A 26,306-nucleotide genomic window follows, 5' to 3' on the forward strand; every position below is an offset into this window, starting at 1 on the left:
TATTTAATTAATTACACAAGGTGGTTAACCTGTGTAATATATCCTGTATATCATTCCTGCATTGTCATCACTGACAAAAAGCGAGCCATCATCCGCAACGATCACATCAACAGGCCTGCCACTGATAGTCACGTCACCAAGCCATCCGGTTGCAAAGTCATTGACAGTGCGAGTATCCATGTCAATATTGACTATCTTGTATCCTGTTGGCTCCTTACGGTTCCATGAGCCGTGGAAACAAACAAATAGGTCACCCCGATATGCTTCAGGGAAACTTTCGCCATCGTAGAATGTCAATCCCAGCGGTGCTGAATGTGCCTGCAGATCCACAAAACTTGGGATCTTTCCTGTATCGTTGCACGGATTACCTGTATATTCACTATTGTTAAAATCGGTGTCAAGGATATTCTTACCATAACAGTCCGGCCACCCATAATCTCCACCTTCTATTATGAGATTTATCTCATCCGGTGGCAGGTCATCTCCAAGCCAGTCCCTCCCATTATCTGTGACATACAGATCCCCGGTGAGCGGATGGAATGCCAGTCCAACTGAATTGCGAAGCCCCTTTGCAAATACCGTGAGATTGCTGCCATCAAGATTGCTCTTTGAAATAGCAGCCCTTCTTTCATTGGTTTCATAACAGGCATTACATGATGAACCCATTCCCACGTAGAGCTGTCCATCATGGATTTTTACCGTTCTTGTATAATGTCCACCTTTTGGAAGATTGTCAATAACCACTTCCAGGCTTCCCTCATCTGCAACAAGGTCAACATCATCATCCTTTACTCTGATGACCCTGCTTTCCTCTGCAATGTAGAACCAGCCATCATAATAATCAATTCCATGAGGATAATCCAGATCCGAGATAAAAACCTCTACCTCATCTGCAACATGATCTTCGTCCCGGTCCGGTAGTACAGCTATCAATCCTTTATTAGGAATTGAAACAAAAAGAAAATCATCTTTTACCATCATCATGCGAGGACCTGGAGACGGACCACCAAACGAAAGCAACGTGCTGCCCAGATCATCTGCATAGGCATCAATTGCAAAACCCTCAGGCAGAACGATACCGTCAACTCCACCACCGGTAACCGTAGGTCTTACACCAAAATAATTTGCCGCGAATACCACAAGAAGGATTATTACTATAAAAACGACAGCTAACCACCAAATTTTAAGACCTAGCGATATTCTTGACATATGAAAACCCATAAATTGTTGAGTATGGAAGGATAAAAGGATTTGGGATCTGACAAAATCAATTAAAATCGATTAAAGTATCTGTTTCTAACTAAAATTGCAGCTTTACAGAATTAATTCTACAGTTGTATACTATTTTGTCAAACATGGACATATGTAGTTCACATAAGTACACATGTTATTTTTTTTCATATACTAAAGGCAAATATATAAGAATAAAGTAATATAATTTTAACTAGTACTATACATACAATTTATTTGTGAATTATAGTATAATATTCATTGATACCGGCACGTATAAATATTAGAGAATATGAAAAAGTAGTGTATATACAGAAAAATTATTTAGTTAGACCACAAATATTGTTCACCTTTGCACTAAAACATGTAAGAAAACCAGTGAAAAACAGAAAATATTTACTTTCCAGAAACAGGTGAGATACATTAGTTCCAAAACAAAAGCTGGCAATACTCCTGAAAAAGAACAAAGCTCCAGGAGATGTGAACTTGCTGATATCAACAAGCTTAGTTTCCAGAAAATTAATTGGACTGAAAGAGAAATAACAATTGAACTACTTAATCTATTCAATAAAAGTAATCATCTGGAGGATATTATCTGCTCGGTGATCGAGCTTTTGAAAAACTGGTCCGATTGTGAAGCTGTTGGAATCAGGCTTAAGGATGGGGATGACTACCCTTATTATCAGACACAAGGATTCCCGGATAGCTTTATAACTTCGGAAAATTCACTCTGCGTACACGGCATAAACGGACAGATTCTGAAAGATAAAATTGGCAATCCCGTTCTTGAATGCATGTGTGGGAACGTAATTAGTGAAAGAACAGATCCGCAAATGTCTTTTTTTACCCAGATGGGAAGTTTCTGGACAGGATCCACTTCTGAACTGCTGGCAAACACAAGTGAAGAAGAACGACAGGCACGCACACGTAACCGTTGTAATGGTGAAGGATATGAATCAGTGGCATTGATCCCACTCCGTGCAGATAAAGTCACTTTTGGCCTTATCCAGCTGAATGATCACCGCAAAGATGTATTCACAGCAGAAAGTATCGCTTTATTAGAGTGCATTGCAGACAGCATAGCCCTTGCACTAACACAGAAAAAGGCAAAGGAAGAACTGCAATTGAGTGAGCAAAGACTGAAAAGTATATTCAAAGTTGCACCTGTTGGCATTGGTGTTGTATCCAACCGCATACTCACAGAAGTCAATTCACTTGTATGTGAAATGACAGGATATACTGGAGAGGAGCTTATTGGTTCCACCTCCCAGATACTCTATCCTACACAGGAAGAATTTGAATTCGTGGGAAAAGAAAAGTACCAGCAGATCAACAAAAAAGGTACCGGAACCGTTGAAACCAGATGGAAAAGAAAAGATGGCACCATTATCAATGTTTTGCTGTCCTCAACTCCGATAGATGTTTCAGACCAATCAAAAGGAGTGACATTTACTGCACTGGATATAACCGAGCGCAAGCAGGCAGAAATAAGCTTGCGGGAAAGTGAGGAAAAATTCAGGGAACAGGCAGAAAAGAACAGGGCTATAATCAATACCATACCTGATATGTTGTTTGTTATTGACAAAGATGGATATTATAGAGAATATTATTCAAATGACAGGACAAAAATATCATACATCCCTGAAAGGATAATCGGTGCTAACATATCTGATATTTATCCTGTTGAAGAAGCCATTAGGCTAATCAAAGCATGCAGGGAATGCATCAGTACCAATAAATTGCAGACCATTGAATATCAATACCAGAACAAAGGGAAAAAGATGTTCTTTGAAGCCAGGCTGAGTCCAATATACAATAATCATGCATTGGCTGTTGTCCGTGATATAACTGAAACTAAGAATTCTCAAGAGACGCTGAGAACCATTGCTGAAACAGGGGTTTCTTCCGAAGAAGATATTTTCCGCATTCTTGTTCGTCAACTAGCTGTTTCACAAAACATCCGTTATTCGATTCTTGCAGAGATCCATCCGGAAGATCCGAACACAGCCCATACTATTGCTGTTTGGAACGGGGATGAATATGCTGAGAACTTTAGCTATGAACTTAAGAATACCCCATGCAAAGATGTTACTCATAAAGGGTCATGTTTCTATCCTTCAAATATTCAGGAACTTTTTCCTGATGACCATTTACTAAAAGAGATGGAGGCTGAAAGTTACTGGGGAACACCCTTGAAAGATTCCGCAGGAAGAAGCATTGGACTACTGATAATTCTTGATGACAGACCAATGGAACACTCTGCAAATACCCATTCCATGCTCAAAAGCTTTGCTGCACGTGCAGCAGCTGAACTGGAAAGAAGGCGAACTGAAGAAGCCTTACTGTACTCCAAGATTGTGGCAGATGATATAAACCGCATTAAAAGTGAATTCATGAAGAATGTGTCTCATGAACTCAGGACTCCCTTAACGGCAGTGATCGGGTTTTCAGATGTTTTGCTGAACCATAACTCTGAAGGATTGAGCGAATCACAAAAGACCCATATTAACCATATCCACAACAGCGGACAAAATCTTCTGGACCTGATCAACAAAATACTCGATTTCTCGAAATATGAGATCGATGATCTGGAAACTATCAGCCTCAAAGAACTTTCATTGGATTCACTCATCAGTGAAATTATGATGTTGATGTCCCAAAGGGCTTCAAACAAGAATATTAATATCTCATTTAAAAGAAAAGACTCCATTGGCATATTCTATGCCGATGAAGACAAGTTAACCCAGATAATACATAACCTTCTGGATAATGCAGTTAAGTTTACAAAGGAAGGTGGTTCCGTGAGCATCGAGACGAGAACCCATAATAAAATGCTTCAGGTATCCATAGTTGATACTGGAATTGGAATTGAGAAGGAACATATTAATAGTATATTCAAACCCTTTGTCCAGATAGATGGCTCAATTGCCCGTAAATATAACGGTACTGGAATAGGCTTGGCACTGACAAAGAAGTTTGTGGATTTACATGGTGGCAATATATGGGTCAGCAGCGAACCTGGAAAAGGCAGCAATTTTACTTTTGAGATACCAATTGATCCTAACTGAAATTAAGAATTGGTTCTGAATCCACCTTCAAACTTTTATTTATATTATTTTCACCCCGCTTACAACACTATTATTAACCAGACTGACAATATAGGTTCCTCTTAATTTAAGGGATGGAATAATAATGGATGGTAAAAAACAGATCTATTTAGCAGGGCCGCTTTTTTCACAGGCAGAGAGGGATTTTAATGTACTGCTCAGGGACAGGCTGGTAGAGATGGGGTTCTCAGTGTTTCTTCCACAGGAGGATGGGAACGATACTGAATCAAGTCGTCTGGAGGACAGGCAGAGAATTATTTTTGAGAACGACGTCCGCGGAATTGATGAATCTGATATTGTGCTGGCAGTACTTGATGGTGGTAGCGACGTGGACTCTGGAACTGCATGGGAAATGGGATATGCTTATGCTAAAGGAATACCGGTCCTTGGACTTAAAACAGATTTCAGGACATTCGGAGATGAAGGCATCATCAATCTCATGATGGAAATATCTATTGATACACTGCAAAGAGATGTTGAGGATATTCTCAAAGTGCTTGAAAACTATCTTTAAGTAAAGAAAAATGTAAAAATAAGCCAGGAGGCTTACTCACTTGAGCAAGCCTTATCGTTGAAATCCTTTTCAACGATTTCCCCGTTTGGTTCTTTTTCTGAGAATATCTGACCTTCAAATGAGTATACTTCCGCACCTGTCACCCAGGCATCATGAGGCAGACCTGCCTTCATACATGTGTGATTCAGGAACTCAATTTCATCAAAATCGTTTTCCGGTGCCACCTGTGGCAAAAGCAGACCCTGCCTGTAACCGCTTTTGACTATGAGACCATGTTTTCCTATCTTAATAGAAGATGGAAGGTCCTTTGGCGGAACATCAACGAGTTCAGGTTTCGTCAGAACAGTCACCTCCACTAAAATATTATCCATCTCAGAAATACCTACAGGAGGAAAACGAGGGTCCCTCAGGGCAGCGGAGAGAGCAGAATCAGTGATGGCGTACCTGAGCGGAGAATCAGCATAAGGATGACCGATACACCCGCGCAGATCCCCGTTTATTGTAAGGGTCACAAAGACTCCCCTAACCTCATCAAAGATTTCCGGCAGCTGGATCTCAGAGCCATCCAACATTTCGCCTGTTCTCAAATAAGTTTCAATGGCATCCCTGGCAAGCTGAACAGCTGCCTGACCTTCGGTATATGATAGCAATTTTACCCCTTCACTCATAGCAACACTCCTGTATCCTATACAGGAATTTATTATCTTATCTGTTAAGTCTGTATCGTATGGCTGCGGTCTTCAAAGCTTCTATTCCCGGGAGAGCATCACCTGCAAGATAATCTATACAAGCGCCTCCACCTGTGCTTAAATGTGAAAATTCATTCTCATAACCAAGGTTCCTTATCTCCGCAGAGATATGTCCGCCACCTGCGATAGAATACTCTGAATTAATTGCTGCCCTGATTATCTCATGTGTTCCAAGAGCGAATGGCTCTACCTCGGACAGACCTGCCGGACCATTGAGAACAACAGTTTTTGCATTCTTGATCTCTTCAGAAAAAGCAACGATGGTCTCAAGACCAATGTCGTTTATTGGAAGGTTACCATCCGGCAGCTCACTCACAAGAACTTCAACTCGTTTACCACCATCATTAAAAGCAACATCAATAGGATAACCAATCTTTCCATCAAACTTATCCAGAACCTGCTTTGCCCTTGCTATCTGGTCCGTATAACCCTGCGACTCGATGAAATCCAGATTTACCTTACCAATATCCACACCTGCAGCTGCAAGCATGACATTTGCAACAACGCCGGTAACAAGCACCCTGTCAGCACCACCATTGATTAGTACATGTTCTGCGACTTTCAGGGAGTCATCAACCTTTGCACCTCCAAGAACAAAGATGCATGGCCTTTCGCCACCTTTGATACCTCTGTCAAGAGAGCTTATTTCCTTCTCCATTACCCTGCCGGCACCTGTTGGTAGGATCTCGGTAAAGCCCATGATAGAAAGATGGCTCCTGTGTGATACTGCAAACGCATCATTAAGGAAAATATCGAGCAATGGAGAAAGTTTGCGTACCATGTGTGTAGTTGCATGAGCACTGGCAGGTCTCTCTATGCTTTCTTCGGAGTAGAACCTCACATTCTCGAGCAATATTACATCGCCTTTTTCCATTGATTCAATAGAAGACCTTGCATAAGTGCCAAAAATATCATCAACGTACTCTACTTCTTTGCCAAGATACTGGGACATCCGCTGAGCATGGGGTTTCATGGTTGTGAAATCATTTTTTCCTGCCCTGCTCTGATGAGCCATCAGTACGACTTTCGCATCCTCAAGATCCTTTATAGTAGGTATGTGGCTCTTTATCCTCATATCATCGAGAATATTACCGTCCATATCCATCGGAGTGTTCAGATCCACCCGCACAAGTATGGTTTTACCGTCAACATCAAAATCATCAATAGTAAGATAGTCCCTGCTAGTCAAAATTCCATCACCGCTTCTTTTAACCTGAATGACCATTGATCAATATATAAAATTATTAGTAAGTATGTTAATGAGCCTTGTAGTTTAAGTTTTTTGTCTAAATGAACTAATCTTATTATACCTTTTCCATGAAGGTACAAAAGCCAAAAACTAATATCCGTTGCACTCTATTCCAGAGTGGTGATCATATGAAGATACTTGGAATATCAGGAAGCCCTAAAGCTGGCCAAAATAACGATACATTGATAGAGAAATTACTGGATATCGCAAGCGAGAGAGGTTTTGAGACAGATGCAGTATTCATATCCTCATCCAAAATAGCTCCTTGTACCGCATGCGGGGTTTGTGCCACTGGAGAGAAATGTGTTATTGATGATGATATGCAGCCAGTTTATGACAAACTTGTTGAAGCTGATGCTATTATTGTATCATCACCCGTTTACTTCGGAACCATGACAGCCCAATTAAAAGCTCTCTGTGACAGGAGTGTCGTACACAGGAGACAGGGATTCAAACTCAGCAACAAACTGGGCGCTGCAATGGCAATTGGCGGCTCAAGGAACGGCGGACAGGAGAAAACCATCCAGACAATACATGAATGGATGCACATCCATGGAATGATAGTAGTAGGCGATGGCGGACACTTTGGTGGCATACTCAAAAAACCGGCTGTTGAAGATGAAGAAGGTATGAAGACAGCAGTTGACACCATCAACAAGGTCTGTGACGTTCTCGAAATGATGAAGAAATAAATTATTATTTAGGCTCTTAGTCTCTTTTTGAGGGTCTTAGCACCCTTCCTTTTTTCTATCTTATTTATACCAACATGACAAACCATATAAACAAATTGATATAATCATATTACAGGAATATTTTTCCTTTATGTGGGTGCTATCATGGGAGAAAACACAGACCAATCTCAAAAAAATATAACCGGATTCAGACCACCGGAAGATTTTGCCAGGAATGCCATCGTCAACGACCCTGATATATACGGGAGAGCTGAGGATGATCCTGAAAGTTTCTGGGAAGAGAATGCAAATGGCATTGAATGGTACCGGAAATGGGACAATGTACTGGAATGGGAACCCCCTCTTTCAAAATGGTTCATTGGTGGAAAACTCAATGCATGTTATAACTGCCTTGATGTAAACCTCAAGCAGCGTGCTGATAAGACCGCCATTATATGGGAAGGCGAAAGTGGAGACATCCGTAAATACACTTACAAGGAGCTGCTGGAAGAGGTTTCCAGTTTTGCAAATGTCCTCAAGGGCACAGGTGTGAAGAAAGGGGATATCGTAACCATATATCTTCCAATGATACCGGAAGTCGTCATCGCCATGCTTGCATGTGCACGTATTGGAGCTCCACACAGCGTCGTTTTTGCTGCATTCTCCGGAGAATCACTTGCCACACGCATAGGGAATGCGAACAGTAAGGTACTCATAACCTGTGACGGATATTCGCGCAGGGGAAAGGTGGTGGAGCAAAAGAACAAGGTCGATGAAGGCATCCGTTCCTGTGGACTTCTGGACAAGGTCATTGTTATGAAGCACTATGGAAATGACGTTTCCATGACAGAAGGAAGAGATGTATGGTGGCATGAGGTAATGAAAGATTCAGAGAGCTCATGCGAACCCGAGGTAATGGACTCAGAAGACATGCTGTTTTTGATGTATACCAGCGGTACCACAGGAAAACCAAAGGGAATCGTACACACTACAGGCGGTTATATGGTAGCAACCCATACCACCACAAAATTCGTGTTCGACCTTAAGGAAGATGATATCTACTGGTGTACTGCCGATTGTGGCTGGATCACAGGACATTCCTACCTTGTATACGGACCCCTTTCCAACGGTACAACACTTGTAATGTATGAGGGTGCTCCGGATTATCCCGATAAGGACAGGTACTGGGACATAATCGAGAGACATAAGGTAACGATCCTTTACACCGCACCTACAGCGATCAGGACATTCATGAAATGGGGGCCATCGTGGCCACAAATGCACGATATATCCACACTAAGACTTATCGGTTCTGTTGGAGAACCAATTAACCCCGGTGCATGGCTGTGGTATCATGAGAACATAGGACTTGGAAAATGCCCAGTGGTCGATACATGGTGGCAGACTGAAACCGGAATGATAATGATATCACCGCTGCCGGGAATCACAACAACCAAACCCGGGAGTGCCACCATGCCAATGCCCGGCATCAAGGCTGCTGTCCTGGATGAGAAAGGTAATGAAGTTCCACCGGGACAGGATGGATACCTTGCAATCCTTAAACCCTGGCCCAGCATGGTCCGTACGGTATTTGGGAATGAGGAACGCTTCATTGAGACCTACTGGAGCAAGTGGGACAACAAGACTTACTTTGCAGGTGACGGCGCTAAAAGAGACGAAGATGGTTATTTCTGGATAATCGGACGTGTGGATGATGTTATCAAAGTTTCAGGACATCGTATCGGGAGTGCAGAATTCGAGAGTATACTAGTCTCACATCCGTCAGTAGCAGAAGCAGGTGTTGTGGGAAAGGAAGACGAACTCAGAGGTGAAGTTATATACTCTTATGTAACCCTCAAATCAGGTGTTGAGGAAAGCGATGAGCTTAAAAGTGAACTCACTTCCTATGCTGCAAAGAATATCGGACCTTTTGCACGTCCCAAACAGATAATCTTCTCAGATGACCTTCCGAAAACAAGAAGTGGAAAGATTATGAGAAGAGTGCTCAAAGCAATTGCCAATAATAAGGACCCTGGGGATGTAACCACTTTGCAGGACCCTGCAGTTGTGGAAAACCTGAAAGAGAAAACAAGAATTCTGGACTCTGATTAAAAGAGGAGATATTAAAATCTCCTTTTACTTTTCCCTTTTATTTCAGTTCAACCCCGATACTCTCTGCGATTGCAGGAATATCAAGATGATTTTTCAGAAGCTCAACGACCCTGTCCAGTTTGACCTGCTGTTTTATGTGGGCATGTCCTATGAGATTCTCCATTCTCTCGATAGTGTTCATAGTATCGCCACGCACAAGAATCACCGGGATCTCTGCTTCCTCAGCACTTGCAAGGACAGCACCGCTTGGACGCATATTACCTGTCAGTATGAGGCACTTGACCCTTGATTCGATGGCAGCCATCTGTAGATCCGCCCTGTCACCACCTGTGATAACTGCGCTGTTAGGCTGGCGCCTGAAATACTTGATAGCAGAACCGACTTCCATTGCGCCTACCAGATAGTGCTCTACAAGCTGGTCCAGTTTGTGAGGTGCAACAAGAACCTCTGCATGGAGATCCTCAACGATCTCAGAGATAAATACCGAACGCAGTGTATCATCTTCATGAATGGTACCAAATACCTTTATGCCTTTTTTCTCCAGGAATGGAACCACAAGGTCGGATACCCTGTCAGCCATATTCAGCGGAACCTCATTGAGTATAAGCCCTGTGAGCATCTCATTATTCCCGATTATGCGCATGTCGCACAAAATCCTGTCTACTGCAGAGATCGAATCAAATCTTGTCACAAGAAGCATCTTTGTTTCCAGTTTGGAAGCAATTTCGGGATCAGAAAGTCCATACATGGAACCTCCGCCAATGCCACCGGTGCCTTCTATAAAGACAATATCCTTGTCTTTGGATACCACCGAATATGCTTCTACCAGTCTCTCATCGAGGTCTTTTTCCACACCCTTGAGAGCATCATCTATGAGACTGTCCGTAAGATGAACCGGAGTTATGTACTTGGCCGGGTCTTCTATTCCAAGCAGTTTTTTGATGCCCTCTGAATCTTCATCCGTGAGGGAGCCATGCACATCGATAAGGAGATTTCCCACAGGTTTCATGTAACCCACTTTCAGACCGCTGTCCTGGAAGATCTTCCCCAAACCCATACATATAGAACTCTTACCTGAGTACTCTTCTGATGAACTGATCAATATTGAAACCATACTATCATCTCCTTAAACTCTTAACTTTCCAGGGTGAACCTGATATCCATTGCAACACAACCCTCACCTTCGGGCATAACCATTAAAGGATTAATTTCAAATTCCAGTATCTCCGGGAAATCCGTGACCAATTGTGAAACCTTCAGAAGGGTTTGAACAATCGAGTCAATATCTGATGCGGTTTCACCCCTCACACCTGCAATGAGAGGGTAGGTCTTGATGGATGAGACCATGTGCTTTGCCTCTGCAACAGTTATAGGGGCAACTGCGAACGAGACATCCTTCAGGAACTCGACATACGTACCACCCAGACCGAACATTAACAAAGGACCGAACTGCGGATCCCTGTCCATACCTATGATTACCTCTTTACCTCCGCCTATCATCTTCTGGAGTTGAACACCTGTAACTGCAGCCTCAGGCATGTAATGCCTTACATCTGACATCATGGAATTATAGGCACGCTCAACGTCATCCGCATGTTTCAGATTAAGACGGATACCCCCTACATCAGTTTTATGTGAAATATCAGGAGAGAGAATTTTCATGACAACTGGATAGCCCATACCCTCTGCTGCTTTTATCGCTTCGGGAAGTGTCTTTGCAATTCTCGAATCCACAACAGGAATATCGTAGGCTTTCAGTATATCCATTGACTCAAGGCCATGTGTCCTTCTCTTTTCCGAGGATGCACGGTTTATGAATGAACGGGCAAATTCCGTGTCGGAACTCAATTTTTCAGGCTGTTCCTGCTTACGGTTCTTTATAGTATAATAATTGCAGAGAGCATTCATGCTTGCAACTGCCCTTTCGGAAGATGAGTAATTAGGAATACCATAACTGTTGAGCACATCTTCACCTGCAGCTATCCGGCTGCCGCCTGCAAAATTGCACAGTATCGGCTTCTTTGACTTCTTTATCTTCTCTGCGACCTTTTCAGCAATACCCGGTACATCCGTCATTGATTGCGGGGACACCAGAACAATTGCGCCATTTACATTGATATCTTCCAGAACAACATCAAGAGCATGTTCATATAGATCAGCACCAGCATCTCCAAGAACATCTACAGGGTCATAGAAGTTAGCTGCAGCTGGAAGCTTTTCCCGTAATCGCTCAATTGTATTCTCTTCAAAGGAAGCTATTGAAAGCCCTGCATTGTAACATGCATCGGCTGTGAGGATACCTAAGCCTCCGGCATTAGTGATTATAGCGATATTCCTGCCCTCTGGTAATGGGCAGACAGAAAATGCACGACTGTAGTCCAGCATTTCTTCCAGCGAATCAGCCCGTATGACCCCTCCTTGCTTGAAACCTGCATTGTAGGCTGCATCCGAGCCCGCCAGTGTACCTGTATGTGAGGATACGGCCCTGGAACCAACCGAGGTACGGCCTGACTTGACAATTATGATCGGTTTTGAACGGGACACACGCTGTGCTATTTTTATGAATTCGGGGCCATCCTTTACACCCTCAAGATAAGCTGCGATAACTGCTGTTGAGGGGTCATTTTCAAACAACTGCAAAAACTCGTTCTCTGCCAGCACTGCCTTGTTACCAAGACTTATAAATTTTGAAAAACCTGCACCAATCCTCTCAGCCCAATCAAGAGTGACCGTGCATATTGCACCTGACTGGGACATCAATGCAATGTTTCCTTCATAAGCTACATTAGCCGCAAAGGATGCATTAAGACCTGAGGCAGTATCGATGATACCCAGACAATTGGGCCCTATCATCTTCATACCATACTGCTCGCAAAGTGATATGCACTCACGTTCAAGACGCGCACCCTCAACGCCAGCCTCTTTAAAGCCAGCTGAGATAACAATAACATTTTCCACCCCTGCCTGACCGCATTCATCAATAGACCCGGGCACCATCTTTGCCGGAACTACTATTACTGCAAGGTCCGCTTTTGCTTCACCCGGAACATCTATTATATTAGGATAACAGGGAAGTCCAAGTATTTCGTCAACGTTGGGGTTTATGGGTATGACCTTAAGCTCTGAATTTTGCATCAGGTTTTCAAGTACGGCTCTCCCTACTTTGCCTTTTGTCCTGGAAGCACCTATTACGGCTACAGAATTAGGATTGAACATTTTTTCCAGCATAATTTCTCCCTGAGAATATTCCCTGTATATTAATACTGTTCAATAATAGATAAAATTAAGTGATGAAAGAGAAAAACAAGGAAAGTGTCAAATAGAGCATATCTACTGTTTTTGCCTTTCCTTTATCTCAGTAATTTTTTTCTGACACAGGATCCTGTAATCTGCAGACCTGATAGTCTTCAATTTTTCGGAAATAACTGTATAATCCTTATGCATAGAATCTGAGCTCAATTTATACATCGGCCATTTTGCAGCATTTCTCACAGAAGCTGAAACTGCATATAATACATTATAGTATCTGGAAAGAACTACGGATTCATTCCTTGACTTGTAACCCAGTACAGAACCAATGGTAATAATTCCGATGATTCCCATGAAGACTATACCAATATCCACAGGATGTGCTGACCTAGGCTCCAATGCTGTGTTCATTATAGCTGCCTCAGAATCTGATTCAGTGGACTCAAGTCTTGTATCAGCATCATAACTGTATTGCACGTTTTCAACTGTGCTCTTCACTGCAGTGTTCACAGAAACTGGAATTGACCCTGTACTTACAATGGAGAATGGAGAGAATCCGGGCGTTTGAGCCTTGTAGTAATAATATTTGGCATCCATACCTATCCTTGAAGTTTTCAGTTCATTCCAGGAACCACCTGAATACCTGTACAGCCTTATATATGAAGGGTCTGCATTATTGTCAGTAAGCCACTTTTTCTCAACCTTAAAGCTGATCTCTGCCGATGACATATAACCAGCAGAATTAAATTTGGCATCCCCCACCCATATATTGATATTACGATAGACATCTCCTGGTGGGTTGCTGCTGACAAGAGTTGAACGCTCCTTTAGTATCTCAATTATTGCTTTTACCTGACCTGCCGCCTTTACTGCATGGAATTTCACATACTCAAGATCATTTTCCGCATTTGGGAATTCGAATACTATATCCATGCCTTGTGTTACGTATTTTATGGAGTAGTCCTTATATGCGACATTATCATAATCCTCAGCACCGCTTGATGAGCCACCTCCCGAACTGCCACTGCTTGATGTCTCGAATCCGCTAAAATCTGCAATATTACGTAAATCAACGTCATAAACTCTGATGGATACAGCCTCTGATGCATTCAGTTCCCCATCTGTGACCTGGAATTCAACTGAATAGGTACCAGACTGAGTGTAACTTGGTTTCCACGTGAATTGTCCTGTTGATGTGTTAAAAGACGCACCCTTTGGCAATCCACTGACGGAGTAAGTCAGGGAATCATTATCCCCGTCTGTGGCTTCCACAAAGAATTGCAAAGTATTGTTTTCATATACTGAATATGAACCCATGTATTCTATTTTTGGTGGCATGTTAGTCTGATATACCTCCACATGAACCGTAGTGTTGTCTGTCAGATAGCCGTCAGTAACTTTAAAATCAAGATCGTAATCACCACTGTCATAATAGCCTGGTGTCCAGGTAAATGTATTACCTATAACCTTTCCATTTTTAGCAGTTGTTGAAAAAGTCATAGAATCACCGTCCGGGTCACTTGCATCGAGATGTATCACCAATGTCTCGGTCTCATTTACAGTATGCGTGGGAATTGAATCAAATACCGGTGCACGATTGACATTCTCCACTTTTATTACAACCGCATCAACTGCAGGGTATATCCCATCAGAGACCATGAGCTCCACCGTATAGGTGCCGGCCTGCTCATATGTAGGAGTCCAGGTGAAGGTTCCGTTCGTACTTTCAATATTAGCCCCAGCAGGTAGTTCTGAGCATGAATATGTCAACGTATCATTATCGACATCAGAAGCATTCAAAGTGAAAGTCAGCATTTCGTTTTCCCTTACCTGTTGAATTCCCGTATGTATTATTACAGGAGGAATATTGGTGTTACCAACTGCAATGATGGCAAGCTTTGAATCAGAAAGCTGGCCGTCAGATACTGTAAATAGTATTTTGTGGATATCGTTATCGTTTATACCAGGAATCCATGTAAAGATATTACCTGAGATGGATCCATATTCCACATCCTTTGAGAATTCCAGTTCGTCATCATCAATATCAACGGCTGTGAGGTTAATGGTTACAGTTTCAAGCTCGTTGACCAGTATAAGCGATGTGAAATTAATTACTGGTGGAGAGTTGGTATGTGTGACATTAATGGTCAGTGTTTTACTTACCTTGAACTCAGCATCACTTACAGTGAATGTGACAGAATAGGCACCCTCATCTTCATACCCGGGTTTCCATGAAAAGACATCTTCCTGCAAAGTACCAAAAGATACATCCTTTGAGTACTCGAGAATATCATCGTCCGGATCCGAAGCATTCAAATCCAGAATCAAAGTTGAGTTCTCTGGAACATTAATCGGCTCCTGAATGTTAAGAACAGGTGGTCTATTGACATCGTTTACTGTGACGGTTACATTTTCTGTGTCTTCCAGCTGTCCATCTGAAACTACGAACCTGATCAGGTAGCGTCCATCCTGCTCATACGTTGGTGTCCAGGTAAATATACCCGTAGATTCATCTATTTCCGAACCTGATGGAGAGTCTACTACAGAATAATAAAGTGTGTCGTCATCGTCATCCGTTGCAACCGGAGTAATTGTAAGGGGTTTATTTTCATCTACGGATTGAGGACCTATCACCATGAGTATGGGTTCACGGTTGACATCCACTACATTTATGTTGATGATCTCTGAATCAGGAACACCGTTAGCTGTTGCAGTGAACTCCACTTCATAAATGCCGGCACCATCATATCCGGGAGTCCAGCTGAAGAAACCGGTACGGGAATCAAGGCTAGCAGAGTCGGGAAGAGTAGAAGAGGAATAGGAATAACTTACAATGTCACCGTCAGGATCGATTGCAGAGATAGTAAAACTAAGAAGACTGCCCTCATCTACGTTCTTGTTGCCAATGGCTGAGAGTTCTGGTGCTCGGTCAACTCCACCAACAGTAATGATAATGGTCTCTGAATCAGGAACACCGTTAGCTGTTGCAGTGAACTCCACTTCATAAATGCCGGCATCATCATATCCGGGAGTCCAGCTGAAGAAACCGGTACGGGAATCAAGGCTAGCAGAGTCGGGAAGAGTAGAAGAGGAATAGGAATAACTTACAATGTCACCGTCAGGATCGATTGCAGAGATAGTAAAACTAAGAAGACTGCCCTCATCTACGTTCTTGTTGCCAATGGCTGAGAGTTCTGGTGCTCGGTCAACTCCACCAACAGTAATGATAATGGTCTCTGAATCAGGAACACCGTTAGCTGTTGCAGTGAACTCCACTTCATAAATGCCGGCACCATCATATCCGGGAGTCCAGCTGAAGAAACCGGTACGGGAATCAAGGCTAGCAGAGTCGGGAAGAGTAGAAGAGGAATAGGAATAACTTACAATGTCACCGTCAGGATCGATTGCAGAGATAGTAAAACTAAGAAGACTGTCCTCATCTACGTTCTTGTTGCCAATGGCTGAGAGTTCTGGTGCTCGGTCAACTCCACCAACAGTAATGATAATGGTCTCTGAATCAGGAACACCGTTAGCTGTTGCAGTGAACTCTACTTCATAAATGCCGGCATCATCATATCCGGGAGTCCAGCTGAAGAAACCGGTACGGGAATCAAGGCTAGCAGAGTCGGGAAGAGTAGAAGAGGAATAGGAATAACTTACAATGTCACCGTCAGGATCGATTGCAGAGATAGTAAAACTAAGAAGACTGTCCTCATCTACGTTCTTGTTGCCAATGGCTGAGAGTTCTGGTGCTCGGTCAACTCCACCAACAGTAATGATAATGGTCTCTGAATCAGGAACACCGTTAGCTGTTGCAGTGAACTCTACTTCATAAATGCCGGCATCATCATATCCGGGAGTCCAGCTGAAGAAACCGGTACGGGAATCAAGGCTAGCAGAGTCGGGAAGAGTAGAAGAGGAATAGGAATAACTTACAATGTCACCGTCAGGATCGATTGCAGAGATAGTAAAACTAAGAAGACTGTCCTCATCTACGTTCTTGTTGCCAATGGCTGAGAGTTCTGGTGCTCGGTCAACTCCACCAACAGTAATGATAATGGTCTCTGAATCAGGAACACCGTTAGCTGTTGCAGTGAACTCCACTTCATAAATGCCGGCACCATCATATCCGGGAGTCCAGCTGAAGAAACCGGTACGGGAATCAAGGCTAGCAGAGTCGGGAAGAGTAGAAGAGGAATAGGAATAACTTACAATGTCACCGTCAGGATCGATTGCAGAGATAGTAAAACTAAGAAGACTGTCCTCATCTACGTTCTTGTTGCCAATGGCTGAGAGTTCTGGTGCTCGGTCAACTCCACCAACAGTAATGATAATGGTCTCTGAATCAGGAACACCGTTAGCTGTTGCAGTGAACTCTACTTCATAAATGCCGGCATCATCATATCCGGGAGTCCAGCTGAAGAAACCGGTACGGGAATCAAGGCTAGCAGAGTCGGGAAGAGTAGAAGAGGAATAGGAATAACTTACAATGTCACCGTCAGGATCGATTGCAGAGATAGTAAAACTAAGAAGACTGTCCTCATCTACGTTCTTGTTGCCAATGGCTGAGAGTTCTGGTGCTCGGTCAACTCCACCAACAGTAATGATAATGGTCTCTGAATCAGGAACACCGTTAGCTGTTGCAGTGAACTCCACTTCATAAATGCCGGCACCATCATATCCGGGAGTCCAGCTGAAGAAACCGGTACGGGAATCAAGGCTAGCAGAGTCGGGAAGAGTAGAAGAGGAATAGGAATAACTTACAATGTCACCGTCAGGATCGATTGCAGAGATAGTAAAACTAAGAAGACTGTCCTCATCTACGTTCTTGTTACCGATAGCTGAGAGTTCTGGTGCTCGGTCAACTCCACCAACAGTAATGATAATGGTCTCTGAATCAGGAACATTGTTAGCTGTTGCAGTGAACTCTACTTCATAAATGCCGGCATCATCATATCCGGGAGTCCAGCTGAAGAAACCGGTACGGGAATCAAGGCTAGCAGAGTCGGGAAGAGTAGAAGAGGAATAGGAATAACTTACAATGTCACCGTCAGGATCGATTGCAGAGATAGTAAAACTAAGAAGACTGTCCTCATCTACGTTCTTGTTACCGATAGCTGAGAGTTCTGGTGGTTGATCCAAAATTGCTTCGTTTACGGTAATATTGGCATGTGTAAAGTCAACTGCAAAACCATCTGAAACTGAAAAATTAGCATAATATATGTCCGAATCACCTATCGCCGGTGTCCACATAAAGAATCCTGTTGTAGAGTTAAAATCATACCCAGAAGGTAAGCCTTCAACATTATAAGAAAGTGCATAGTCATCTACGTCACTTGCAGATACAGAAAAAGACAATTCTGAACCTTCGTTAACTGTCTTATCAGCAATATAATCAATCTTTGGAAGATGATTGACCCTGACAGAGCCATTGAATACGAACAGCGCAGGATACAACATAGTATTATTTTCAAGAGAAACATTCTCTGCTATAATATCTGAATAACCACTTGCCAGAGCACTGAAGAGAATATCAGCAACATGGAATTGTTCTTCTGCTGTTACATCTACAGAACTCAGGGTCATATTAGCAAAACCCGTGGAATTATTCAGATAATATGTCAGCTCAGACCCTGACAATGTATCATTTGCAACTATGCTGTCAACAGATAACAAAGACGAGTCAAATATCAAATCCATAGATAACGAATTCATATTCGTTACATTTTTAACAAATATTGGTAATGAAAATGAACTATCAGGATTCGCGACAGTGTTTCCTATTACTATTGTTTCATTAGAATCTGCACTGACAAGTGCAGGCAATACGGTTATCAACAAAGCTATGCTTATCAAAAGACAAGTTACTCTTATACATTTTTTAGTCCCACTAAGAAACATGCTTTACCCCCATAAAGCATTCAGAAAGAAGAATTAAATCTCTCTCTGATCAATCGTATGACCACTTGGAGTAGTTTATATCGTAGACTGAAGTAATACCACCCGCTACAATAAGCGTTATATCTGATAGGTAATAAAATTATTCAATCACAGTAATATAATAAAAATAAGTGACCTTTTAAAATCGCATCTGGGTCTGAAAAAATAAAAATGTGCTCTGGAAAGGACATTCCAGTTTTCACTTCTTTATACGCCTGTACCTTTTACCATCAGGATTTCCTATTTGCATGTACAGTTTTTCATAGTAAAACCTGCCCTTGTAACCAAATGCTCCGATAAACACTAAACCAACCAGTGCTATGATATACATGAATGGAAGCGTTGATCTACTCTCTTGGGATGTGTCAGTTGTTGATTCAACTGAAACTGCATCCTCAGTAGACATAACCATATCTTCCGTATCAGAAGAACTGGATACAGCCTCTTCAGCCGTGGACTCCTCTGCTATTAAAGACGGATCAATGCTTGAAATAGCAAATGGTGAGAAACCAGGAGTTGTTGAAGTGAAATAGTAATAAGATTCATCTTCTCCTGTCATCTCAGTTGGTAACTGATCCCAAGCACCACTGGAGTACCTGAAAAGTGTAATTGTGGAGAGATCAAACTTATTATCATCGGTCCAGCTCTTTTCCACCTTGAAATTGATCTTTGAATTACCTATGACATCTGCCCCAAGTTTTGTATCTACATATATATTCATATTCTTGTAAACATTGCCCGGTGCACTGGAGCTTACCTGTGATGAAGTACCCACCAGCGTTTCAACTACTGCTTTTACCTGCCCACCATTAAGCTTTGAAGTAAAACTTACCGAAACAATACTGTTGTCCTCCTTGTAAAAGGAGAAAACTGTTTCAGTATCTTTTACAACTGCCTTCAGGACATAATCCTTGAAAGCAATATTCTCATACTTTTCACCGGAAGAAAGGGAGCCTCCACCACCGCCACCTGAACCGGATGTGGATGTTGTAGTTGAGACTGCATTTACAGTAATTAACTGGCTAGTACCCAGACCACTTGTATGACTAATGGTTACTGTGCCGTCCTCAGTACTAAGTACAGTACCATTGCCAGGATCAGTTGAAAGGCCATTCGAATCAAACGCACTAAACTCAATTTCCTCCACAGTGGAATCAGATTTAGTAATGTTGACTACAAGACCGCTAAGATCCAGAGAATCGCCTTCATAATAGACAGTATTTGTTGGTGCAGTATTTACTGAAATACCGGTTACTGCAACTGTATTAACTGTAATTGACTGGCTAGTACTCAGACCACTTGTATGAATAATGGTTACTGTGCTGTTCTCAGTACTAAGTGCAGTACTATTAGCAGGATCAGTTGAAAGGCCATTTGAATCAAACGCACTAAAATCAATTACCTCCACAGTGGAATCAGATTTAGTAATGTTGACTACAAGACCGCTAAGATCCAGAGATTCGCCTTCATAATAAACAGTATTTGCTGGTGCAGTATTTACTGAAATACCGGTTACTGCAACTGTATTAACTGTAATTGACTGGCTAGTACTCAGACCACTTGTATGAATAATGGTTACTGTGCCGTTCTCAGTACTAAGTACAGTACTATTAGCAGGATCAGTTGAAAGGCCATTTGAATCAAACGCACTAAAATCAATTACCTCCACAGTGGAATCAGATTTAGTAATGTTGACTACAAGACCGCTAAGATCCAGAGATTCGCCTTCATAATAAACAGTATTTGCTGGTGCAGTATTTACTGAAATACCGGTTACGGTTACAGGTACTGCACTTACAATAATCATAGGATTAAACATAGAAAGAACAATCAATATCGACAATGCTGCCCTTGTATACTTCAATATAGCGTTTTGTGTACTGTTTTTCATTAAGGGATGCATACTCTCACCCTTGACAATAATTTGTAACTTTAGTCCGATTATCTGCCAAATATCTAAGTTACACACAAGTCAGTATACAGCTAACGCTGATTACTTTTACGGACATACAGTATTATCACTGATGTCCCCACATTACTCCACAACTTCCATTATACAATAATCTATTATAAATTTATTTAATTTTGATGGATTTATAAATTCAGGTTGATTAATTTAGTATATGATTTGGAAATAAACAGGGAAACTACCCGAAAAGAATCATGCAGACATATGCCATCAATTCAAAAAATATATCTAGCATGTAAATGTTAAACCTGCCACTTAGTAATTAGAGATGAAACTTCTTGGATGGAAAAACAGCTTTTAAAAACGTCAAGCAAAATTTGCTCCAATGGTTGCAGACAGAGTCATTGATATCTAATTCTCTGGCACTTGTTGTAGGTGTCCTGACAGGACTCACCATAGTTTTCTATGACCGTTTACTAGAATTCAGCCATGATTCCTTCCAGGGAATACTTCCAGAATCCCCTGGCTATTTTATAATATTGCTGCCTGCTCTTGGTGGGCTCATCGTCGGTATAATAGTTCACTTTTTCATACATACAAGACGCTATGATATTGAAGAGGTCATTGAGGCAACTGCCCTGCATGGCGGCAGAATGTCAGCGAGAAATGCATTCCTGGAAGTTGTTGCATCTATCGTGTCTATCGGTTCCGGCGGATCAGTAGGAAAAGAAGCACCCGTGGTTCTTGCAGGTTCAGGTGTAGGATCCACACTCTCACAGATACTCAAAATACATGGCAACAGGGTGAAGATACTGATTGGATGCGGCGCCTCTGGAGGAATAGCAGCAGCCTATAACGCACCTCTTGCAGGAGTCGTATTCGCAGTGGAGGTAATACTTGGTGAACTTGAAGCAAGTTCATTCATACCCATTGTCATTTCTGCAGTCTTTGCAACACTTGTTTCAAGCGTTATATTCGGCGTTCAAACAATAGAAGTGTCCTCATATCGACTTGTAAATCCTTTTTTTGAATCCATCCTCTATCTGTTACTTGGAGTACTGGCCGGAGTAGTATCTGCAATTCTAATGCGTGCCCTTTTTGGAACACACAAAGTATTTGATTCCCTGAGCATACACCCGGTAATCAAACCTGCCTTAGGTGGCCTGTTCGTGGGTCTGATAGGATTCTTCTACCCACAGGTATTCGGTGTAGGATACGATGTTATTACTGATGCCCTGAACAACGGACTAGCACTAAAACTCATGCTGGCACTCATATTTCTGAAAATCATCGCATTCTCCTTCACAATGGGATCAGGGGGATCAGGGGGATCAATTGTACCTTCACTTTTTGTCGGTGCAATGCTTGGTGGCGCCTACGGTTCCATCGTTCACGGTATGTTTCCAATGGTCACAGCAGAATCAGGCGCATATGCCCTTGCAGGTATGGGAGCCGTATTCGCGGGAACAAGCAGGGCACCTCTGGCATCCATCCTTGTTCTTTTTGAACTTACACGTGACTATAACATGATACTGCCGATAATGCTTGCATGCGTGGTCAGCAATGTAGTTTCAAGTTCCATTTACTCTGAGTCCATATTCACAGAAGGACTACATCGAAGGGGCTTCACTATCAGAAAAGGCAGGGAAATCGACATCATGGAATCCCTGCTTGTTACAGATGCAATGAAACACAACATTCAGACGGTATCGGAAAACAAGAACGTAGGAGCATTGATAGCTCTCATGCAATCAAGCAGGCATGCAGGATTCCCGGTGCTTGATTCAAACGGAAATCTATCTGGTATTGTTACGCTTAAAGATGTCAGGGACAAAGTAGGCCATGACGAACTTAATAAGACAATCAATGAGATATGCACTAAAGACGTTGAAGTGGCATACCCTGAAGAAACCTTGAACACAGTATTAAAGCGCCTTGCTGCTAAAGATATTGGAAGACTCCCCGTTGTCTCAAAAACAGACAACAAAAAACTGCTTGGCATAATAACACGCAGTGATATCGTGAAACTGTATGACAAGAAGATTCTGGATAAAGTACAGAGACTACAAAAAGAAGGACCTTAACCGGAGTTAAAGCCAATATTTGATGAGATTACCGGTTTAATTTACTTAAACTACAATCCTTCCCAGGAAATAGCCCGGTGTTGCATCATATATGTGTACACGACAGGTAGTTCCCGGTTCAAGATCACATTCCGGAATAACCACTGGTTTGTATGAGTCAGTACGTGCCATCATACCTTTCTGTTTTGCAGGCTTGGAGAGGAAAACATCAACTTCCCTGCCAATCATACAATCTCTTGATTCAAGTTTAACAGATTCACAAACCTCATGCATCTCATTGGACCTGTTCACGATTATGCGGGAATCTATCTTCCGCAGAACCCAGGCTTTGGTATGTGGTCTTGGAGTAAAACGGGATATGTTGACTTTTTCAGGTTTATACGCTTTCACCCATTCAACGGTCTTTTTAAGATCCTCATCAGTTTCACCCGGATAACCTACAATGATATCCGTGAAAATAGTCATGTCAGGAAACCGAGACCTGAACTTATCAACAATTGTATTAGCTTCTGAAATCGAATGATACCTGTTCATAGCTTCCAGAACGCTATCAGATGCGGATTGTATAGGCAGGTGAAGAAATTTGTATATCTTCTCATTTTTAAAAGAATCCAGCAGATCATCAAGAATAGGTGTCACTGAAAATGGATTCATCATCCCAACCCTAATTTTGAACTGACCAGGTATCTTGCATATCATATCAAGCAATTGCGGTAGTAAGACCTCTTTATCGGTTCCATACTGGCCATTGTCCTGAGAGGTCAGCCAAATCTCGCGGCAACCTTCTTTAACCGCCCTTCTGACATCATCCACGACCTCATCCGGCTCAAATGAACGCAGGCTACCACGTGCAATGGTCACTATACAATATGCACAGGCATAGTTGCAGCCCTGTGATAGCTGACTGATATGGATATTAGAATTGAAACGTATCCTTGGAACACTCTGGAAACCCTCTGGCTCCGGCAGGAATACCTTAACACTGCCATTTGCAGAGTTCATGGAATCGAGTACCTGACCCAGTCGAGATATAGAGTTCACACCAAGTATGTGGGCATTGGGATTCTGGTGCATGATATCATCAAGCTGTACTTCAGGCATACAGCCAGTGACTATAACTTTTATGCCTTTTTCACCCAGCTCTCTGATTTTGTAAAGAATCTTCTGCTCAGTAGTATACTTCACAGTACAGGTATTGATAACAACGACCTCAGCATCTTTTTCAGGGACCAGCTCATGTCCGCAGTCCCTGATACTTGCCTTCATTATCTCAGCTGATGCCTGGCTTGCAGAACAGCCGTATGTAGAGATATGTACTTTCATTTTACAGATCAGTAACACTTATATGAATCTCAGGGGAGTTTTCTCGGTGTCATGGATATAGATAGTATCTGAGAATTTGACAACACCGGAACTACCCATGGTAATACTGTGAACCCTTGCGTCGCCGTCGCCGAAAAGATTGACACCCCTAAGCAGTAATCCGGGTGTGACACCTGTAGCAGAGAATATAATATCTTTTCCAGGAGCCAGTTTCTCAGTATCCATTACATCGTTGATGTTTTCTTCTGTGATGCCCATCTTCTCAAGTCTTGGCATTTTTTCAGCCTTTTCCTTTGCTATCTCTTCAGGTGAACCGCCATTTGCCACGGTAGGGAGAACAAGCCTTGCAAGTACCTTACCACCAAGTATCTTAATTGCAGCTGCTGTAAGCACAGCTTCCCCGGAACCACCTGCACCAAGTACCATGTGTACACCTGAACCACGAATAGCAGTTGCTACACCTGGCATAAGATCACCATCGGTTATCAGATTCACCCTGGCACCTGTTTCCCTTATCTCCTTTATTTTATCCTTGTGCCTGTCCCTTTCAAGAATAACTACCACAAGCTCATCCACAGTCCTGTTGAGAGCCTTTGCAACTATCTGGAGATTATGGAGTACCGGTGCATCAAGGTCTATTTTTTCATCCGGATGTGCTTTCTCATATTTTACGACTTCCGAACCGACAACTATCTTGTCCATATAAATATCCGGACCATGGAACAGCCCACCCCTCTCAGCCATAGCCATAACAGATATGGCACCAGGGGTTCCGTTCGCTGCCAGGTTGGTTCCTTCCAGAGGGTCTACTGCAATATCGACTTCCAGGTCACCTTCGCCGGTTCCCACTTCTTCACCGATGAAAAGCATAGGTGCTTCATCGCGTTCTCCTTCCCCTATCTTGATCATACCTTTCATATCAAGACAGTTCAGCATTCTACGCATGGCTTCCACAGAAACCTGGTCTGCATAATTCTTATCGCCACGGCCCATCTGGTAGGAAGCTGCAATTGCTGCTGCTTCTGTGACATGTAATAATCGGGGCAAAAGGGAACACTCGATAGGTCCCGCACATTTAATCATCTCTTCAGCGGTTTTAGGGTGAGGCATAATTATCATTTCCTGAATTGTTTCTTATGAAGAATTTGATGGCACATGTATTAATGGTTTCTATATTAGAGTTTCGCGGGTTCATTCTTTAATTACCAGGCTATTTTAAAACATCAACCAGAGCCACCCTTTCCAGAACAAGTGACGGTATCATCTCTTCACCTGCTGCCTGAATCTCTTTATCAGTTATAGAAAACTGCCCGATCAAAGCCGCTCTTTTAGAAATGGTATATCCCATTACAGCTGTTTCTTCAATGAGGTCCTTTAAGTCCCGGACAGATTGTTCCACTTCTTCTTTTTCACCAAGTACCACAAATACCACATCCATCTGCCCATCATGAACACCCATAGAAAATGCTTCCTCAATCTGTTTTTTTCCTGAAGCATATAGCATTATCTCTATGCCCATATCACGTGCAATACAACAATTATTCGTTTTTGCACGTAGAGCTTTCCGGACAGAAAAAAGAAGGTGTTCTTCACCTGCGATCTTGCCAGCATCCATTGCCTGGATAATAGTGTTATAATTAGAAGAGACAGACCTTACCGTCTTAAGAAAATCAGGCACACTGTCTATGTAGATAGATCCACCTGTCATCTTGAATTCCATGTACCATGATACAAGGTTCCTTGAGAATAAGTATATCGGTCAGATAGCTAGCTCATTATGTAACCAGTTAACTTTATCAACCCATAGACCAACTAACCAAGTAGAGCACGGGAGATTATGAACAAACAATATGATATACATCAAAATAAGCGTTATAAATGCCATAACTGCGGTTATGCCAGAGAAGTGATTGTTCCTTTTAATAACTATGGAGAAGGAGATTTAGTGTGTCTTTTCTGTGGAGAGCAAATGACAAGAAATTGGGAATGATCTACCCGGAATACATCATAAAATATGAATACTGCTTCTGAAATGGTTTATTCAAACCATCGATAATTGCTTTTCCGTGTGTTTTATGTAGGTTGTTATTTATTACCACATAAAACACTACTGAACAGGCAATTGATGTATCACCTGAAGCTTCTTACGGTAATCTCCGTATGTCCGAT

At 42.3% G+C, this 26,306-nt stretch carries 16 protein-coding genes; 6 read left to right on the forward strand and 10 right to left on the reverse strand.

Annotation, left to right across the window (positions count from 1 at the left end; genetic code table 11):
* Positions 1–24 precede the first annotated feature (24 nt).
* Positions 25–1,209 (reverse strand): PQQ-dependent sugar dehydrogenase, encoded by a 1,185-nt coding sequence (locus RE476_RS07520; protein WP_309307043.1) that lies wholly within the window; start codon positions 1,207–1,209, stop codon positions 25–27.
* Between the two features lie 434 nt (positions 1,210–1,643).
* Here RE476_RS07520 and RE476_RS07525 point away from each other — a divergent pair, with 434 nt between their 5' ends.
* Entirely contained in the window at positions 1,644–4,298 is a 2,655-nt protein-coding gene (locus RE476_RS07525) for a sensor histidine kinase (protein WP_309307044.1), read from the forward strand.
* Positions 4,299–4,422: 124 nt separating this feature from the next.
* The gene (locus RE476_RS07530; protein ID WP_309307045.1) at positions 4,423–4,851 is read left to right on the forward strand and encodes a nucleoside 2-deoxyribosyltransferase; all 429 of its coding nucleotides are present in this window, start codon (positions 4,423–4,425) and stop codon (positions 4,849–4,851) included.
* 32 nt (positions 4,852–4,883) lie between these two features.
* Here RE476_RS07530 and RE476_RS07535 read toward each other — a convergent pair whose 3' ends face one another.
* Together RE476_RS07535 and RE476_RS07540 are read right to left on the reverse strand one after the other, a co-directional pair.
* Positions 4,884–5,501, reverse strand: coding sequence for a TIGR00296 family protein (locus RE476_RS07535; RefSeq protein WP_309309575.1), 618 nt, complete (start codon positions 5,499–5,501; stop codon positions 4,884–4,886).
* 55 nt (positions 5,502–5,556) lie between these two features.
* Positions 5,557–6,825, reverse strand: coding sequence for a phosphoglycerate kinase (locus tag RE476_RS07540; protein WP_309307046.1), 1,269 nt, complete (start codon positions 6,823–6,825; stop codon positions 5,557–5,559).
* Between the two features lie 152 nt (positions 6,826–6,977).
* Between RE476_RS07540 and RE476_RS07545 the strand changes: the two genes are divergently transcribed.
* Together RE476_RS07545 and acs are read left to right on the forward strand one after the other, a co-directional pair.
* A complete protein-coding gene (locus RE476_RS07545; protein ID WP_309307047.1) occupies positions 6,978–7,541 on the forward strand; it encodes a flavodoxin family protein in 564 nt (187 codons plus the stop codon).
* Between the two features lie 144 nt (positions 7,542–7,685).
* Positions 7,686–9,632 carry an acetate--CoA ligase gene (gene acs / locus RE476_RS07550; RefSeq protein ID WP_309307048.1) on the forward strand — a complete coding sequence of 649 codons (1,947 nt, stop codon included), beginning with the start codon at positions 7,686–7,688 and terminating at the stop codon, positions 9,630–9,632.
* Between the two features lie 37 nt (positions 9,633–9,669).
* Here acs and RE476_RS07555 read toward each other — a convergent pair whose 3' ends face one another.
* The 4 genes from RE476_RS07555 to RE476_RS07570 form a co-directional block, all read right to left on the reverse strand.
* A complete protein-coding gene (locus tag RE476_RS07555) occupies positions 9,670–10,746 on the reverse strand; it encodes a phosphotransacetylase family protein (protein WP_309307049.1) in 1,077 nt (358 codons plus the stop codon).
* A gap of 20 nt (positions 10,747–10,766) precedes the next feature.
* Entirely contained in the window at positions 10,767–12,860 is a 2,094-nt protein-coding gene (locus RE476_RS07560) for an acetate--CoA ligase family protein (protein ID WP_309307050.1), read from the reverse strand.
* A gap of 102 nt (positions 12,861–12,962) precedes the next feature.
* Entirely contained in the window at positions 12,963–18,737 is a 5,775-nt protein-coding gene (locus tag RE476_RS07565; RefSeq protein WP_309307051.1) for a putative Ig domain-containing protein, read from the reverse strand.
* A 283-nt stretch (positions 18,738–19,020) separates the two neighbouring features.
* Complete coding sequence (locus tag RE476_RS07570; protein ID WP_309307052.1) at positions 19,021–20,628, reverse strand: PGF-pre-PGF domain-containing protein; 1,608 nt, start codon at positions 20,626–20,628, stop codon at positions 19,021–19,023.
* Between the two features lie 440 nt (positions 20,629–21,068).
* Between RE476_RS07570 and RE476_RS07575 the strand changes: the two genes are divergently transcribed.
* A complete protein-coding gene (locus RE476_RS07575) occupies positions 21,069–22,814 on the forward strand; it encodes a chloride channel protein (protein ID WP_309307053.1) in 1,746 nt (581 codons plus the stop codon).
* 45 nt (positions 22,815–22,859) lie between these two features.
* On the opposite strand, the gene RE476_RS07580 is transcribed toward RE476_RS07575, so the two are convergent.
* From RE476_RS07580 to cgi121, 3 genes are all read right to left on the reverse strand, one after another.
* Positions 22,860–24,137 carry a tRNA (N(6)-L-threonylcarbamoyladenosine(37)-C(2))-methylthiotransferase gene (locus RE476_RS07580; RefSeq protein ID WP_309307054.1) on the reverse strand — a complete coding sequence of 426 codons (1,278 nt, stop codon included), beginning with the start codon at positions 24,135–24,137 and terminating at the stop codon, positions 22,860–22,862.
* Positions 24,138–24,155: 18 nt separating this feature from the next.
* Positions 24,156–25,247 (reverse strand): class II fructose-bisphosphatase, encoded by a 1,092-nt coding sequence (gene glpX, locus RE476_RS07585; protein ID WP_309307055.1) that lies wholly within the window; start codon positions 25,245–25,247, stop codon positions 24,156–24,158.
* Between the two features lie 100 nt (positions 25,248–25,347).
* The gene (gene cgi121 / locus RE476_RS07590; RefSeq protein WP_309307056.1) at positions 25,348–25,857 is read right to left on the reverse strand and encodes a KEOPS complex subunit Cgi121; all 510 of its coding nucleotides are present in this window, start codon (positions 25,855–25,857) and stop codon (positions 25,348–25,350) included.
* Between the two features lie 117 nt (positions 25,858–25,974).
* Between cgi121 and RE476_RS12910 the strand changes: the two genes are divergently transcribed.
* Complete coding sequence (locus RE476_RS12910; RefSeq protein ID WP_406600962.1) at positions 25,975–26,127, forward strand: hypothetical protein; 153 nt, start codon at positions 25,975–25,977, stop codon at positions 26,125–26,127.
* The last annotated feature ends 179 nt before the right edge of the window (positions 26,128–26,306 follow it).

Source organism: Methanolobus mangrovi (assembly GCF_031312535.1).
Lineage (GTDB): Archaea > Halobacteriota > Methanosarcinia > Methanosarcinales > Methanosarcinaceae > Methanolobus > Methanolobus mangrovi.

Coding starts and splice junctions, on each gene's coding strand:
- RE476_RS07520 (WP_309307043.1), bottom strand. CDS start 1,209: ATGTCAAGAATATCGCTAGGTCTTAAAATTTGGTGGTTAGCTGTCGTT.
- RE476_RS07530 (WP_309307045.1), top strand. CDS start 4,423: ATGGATGGTAAAAAACAGATCTATTTAGCAGGGCCGCTTTTTTCACAG.
- RE476_RS07540 (WP_309307046.1), bottom strand. CDS start 6,825: ATGGTCATTCAGGTTAAAAGAAGCGGTGATGGAATTTTGACTAGCAGG.
- RE476_RS07545 (WP_309307047.1), top strand. CDS start 6,978: ATGAAGATACTTGGAATATCAGGAAGCCCTAAAGCTGGCCAAAATAAC.
- acs (WP_309307048.1), top strand. CDS start 7,686: ATGGGAGAAAACACAGACCAATCTCAAAAAAATATAACCGGATTCAGA.
- RE476_RS07555 (WP_309307049.1), bottom strand. CDS start 10,746: ATGGTTTCAATATTGATCAGTTCATCAGAAGAGTACTCAGGTAAGAGT.
- RE476_RS07560 (WP_309307050.1), bottom strand. CDS start 12,860: ATGCTGGAAAAAATGTTCAATCCTAATTCTGTAGCCGTAATAGGTGCT.
- RE476_RS07570 (WP_309307052.1), bottom strand. CDS start 20,628: ATGATTATTGTAAGTGCAGTACCTGTAACCGTAACCGGTATTTCAGTA.
- RE476_RS07580 (WP_309307054.1), bottom strand. CDS start 24,137: ATGAAAGTACATATCTCTACATACGGCTGTTCTGCAAGCCAGGCATCA.
- glpX (WP_309307055.1), bottom strand. CDS start 25,247: ATGCCTCACCCTAAAACCGCTGAAGAGATGATTAAATGTGCGGGACCT.
- cgi121 (WP_309307056.1), bottom strand. CDS start 25,857: ATGGAATTCAAGATGACAGGTGGATCTATCTACATAGACAGTGTGCCT.
- RE476_RS12910 (WP_406600962.1), top strand. CDS start 25,975: ATGAACAAACAATATGATATACATCAAAATAAGCGTTATAAATGCCAT.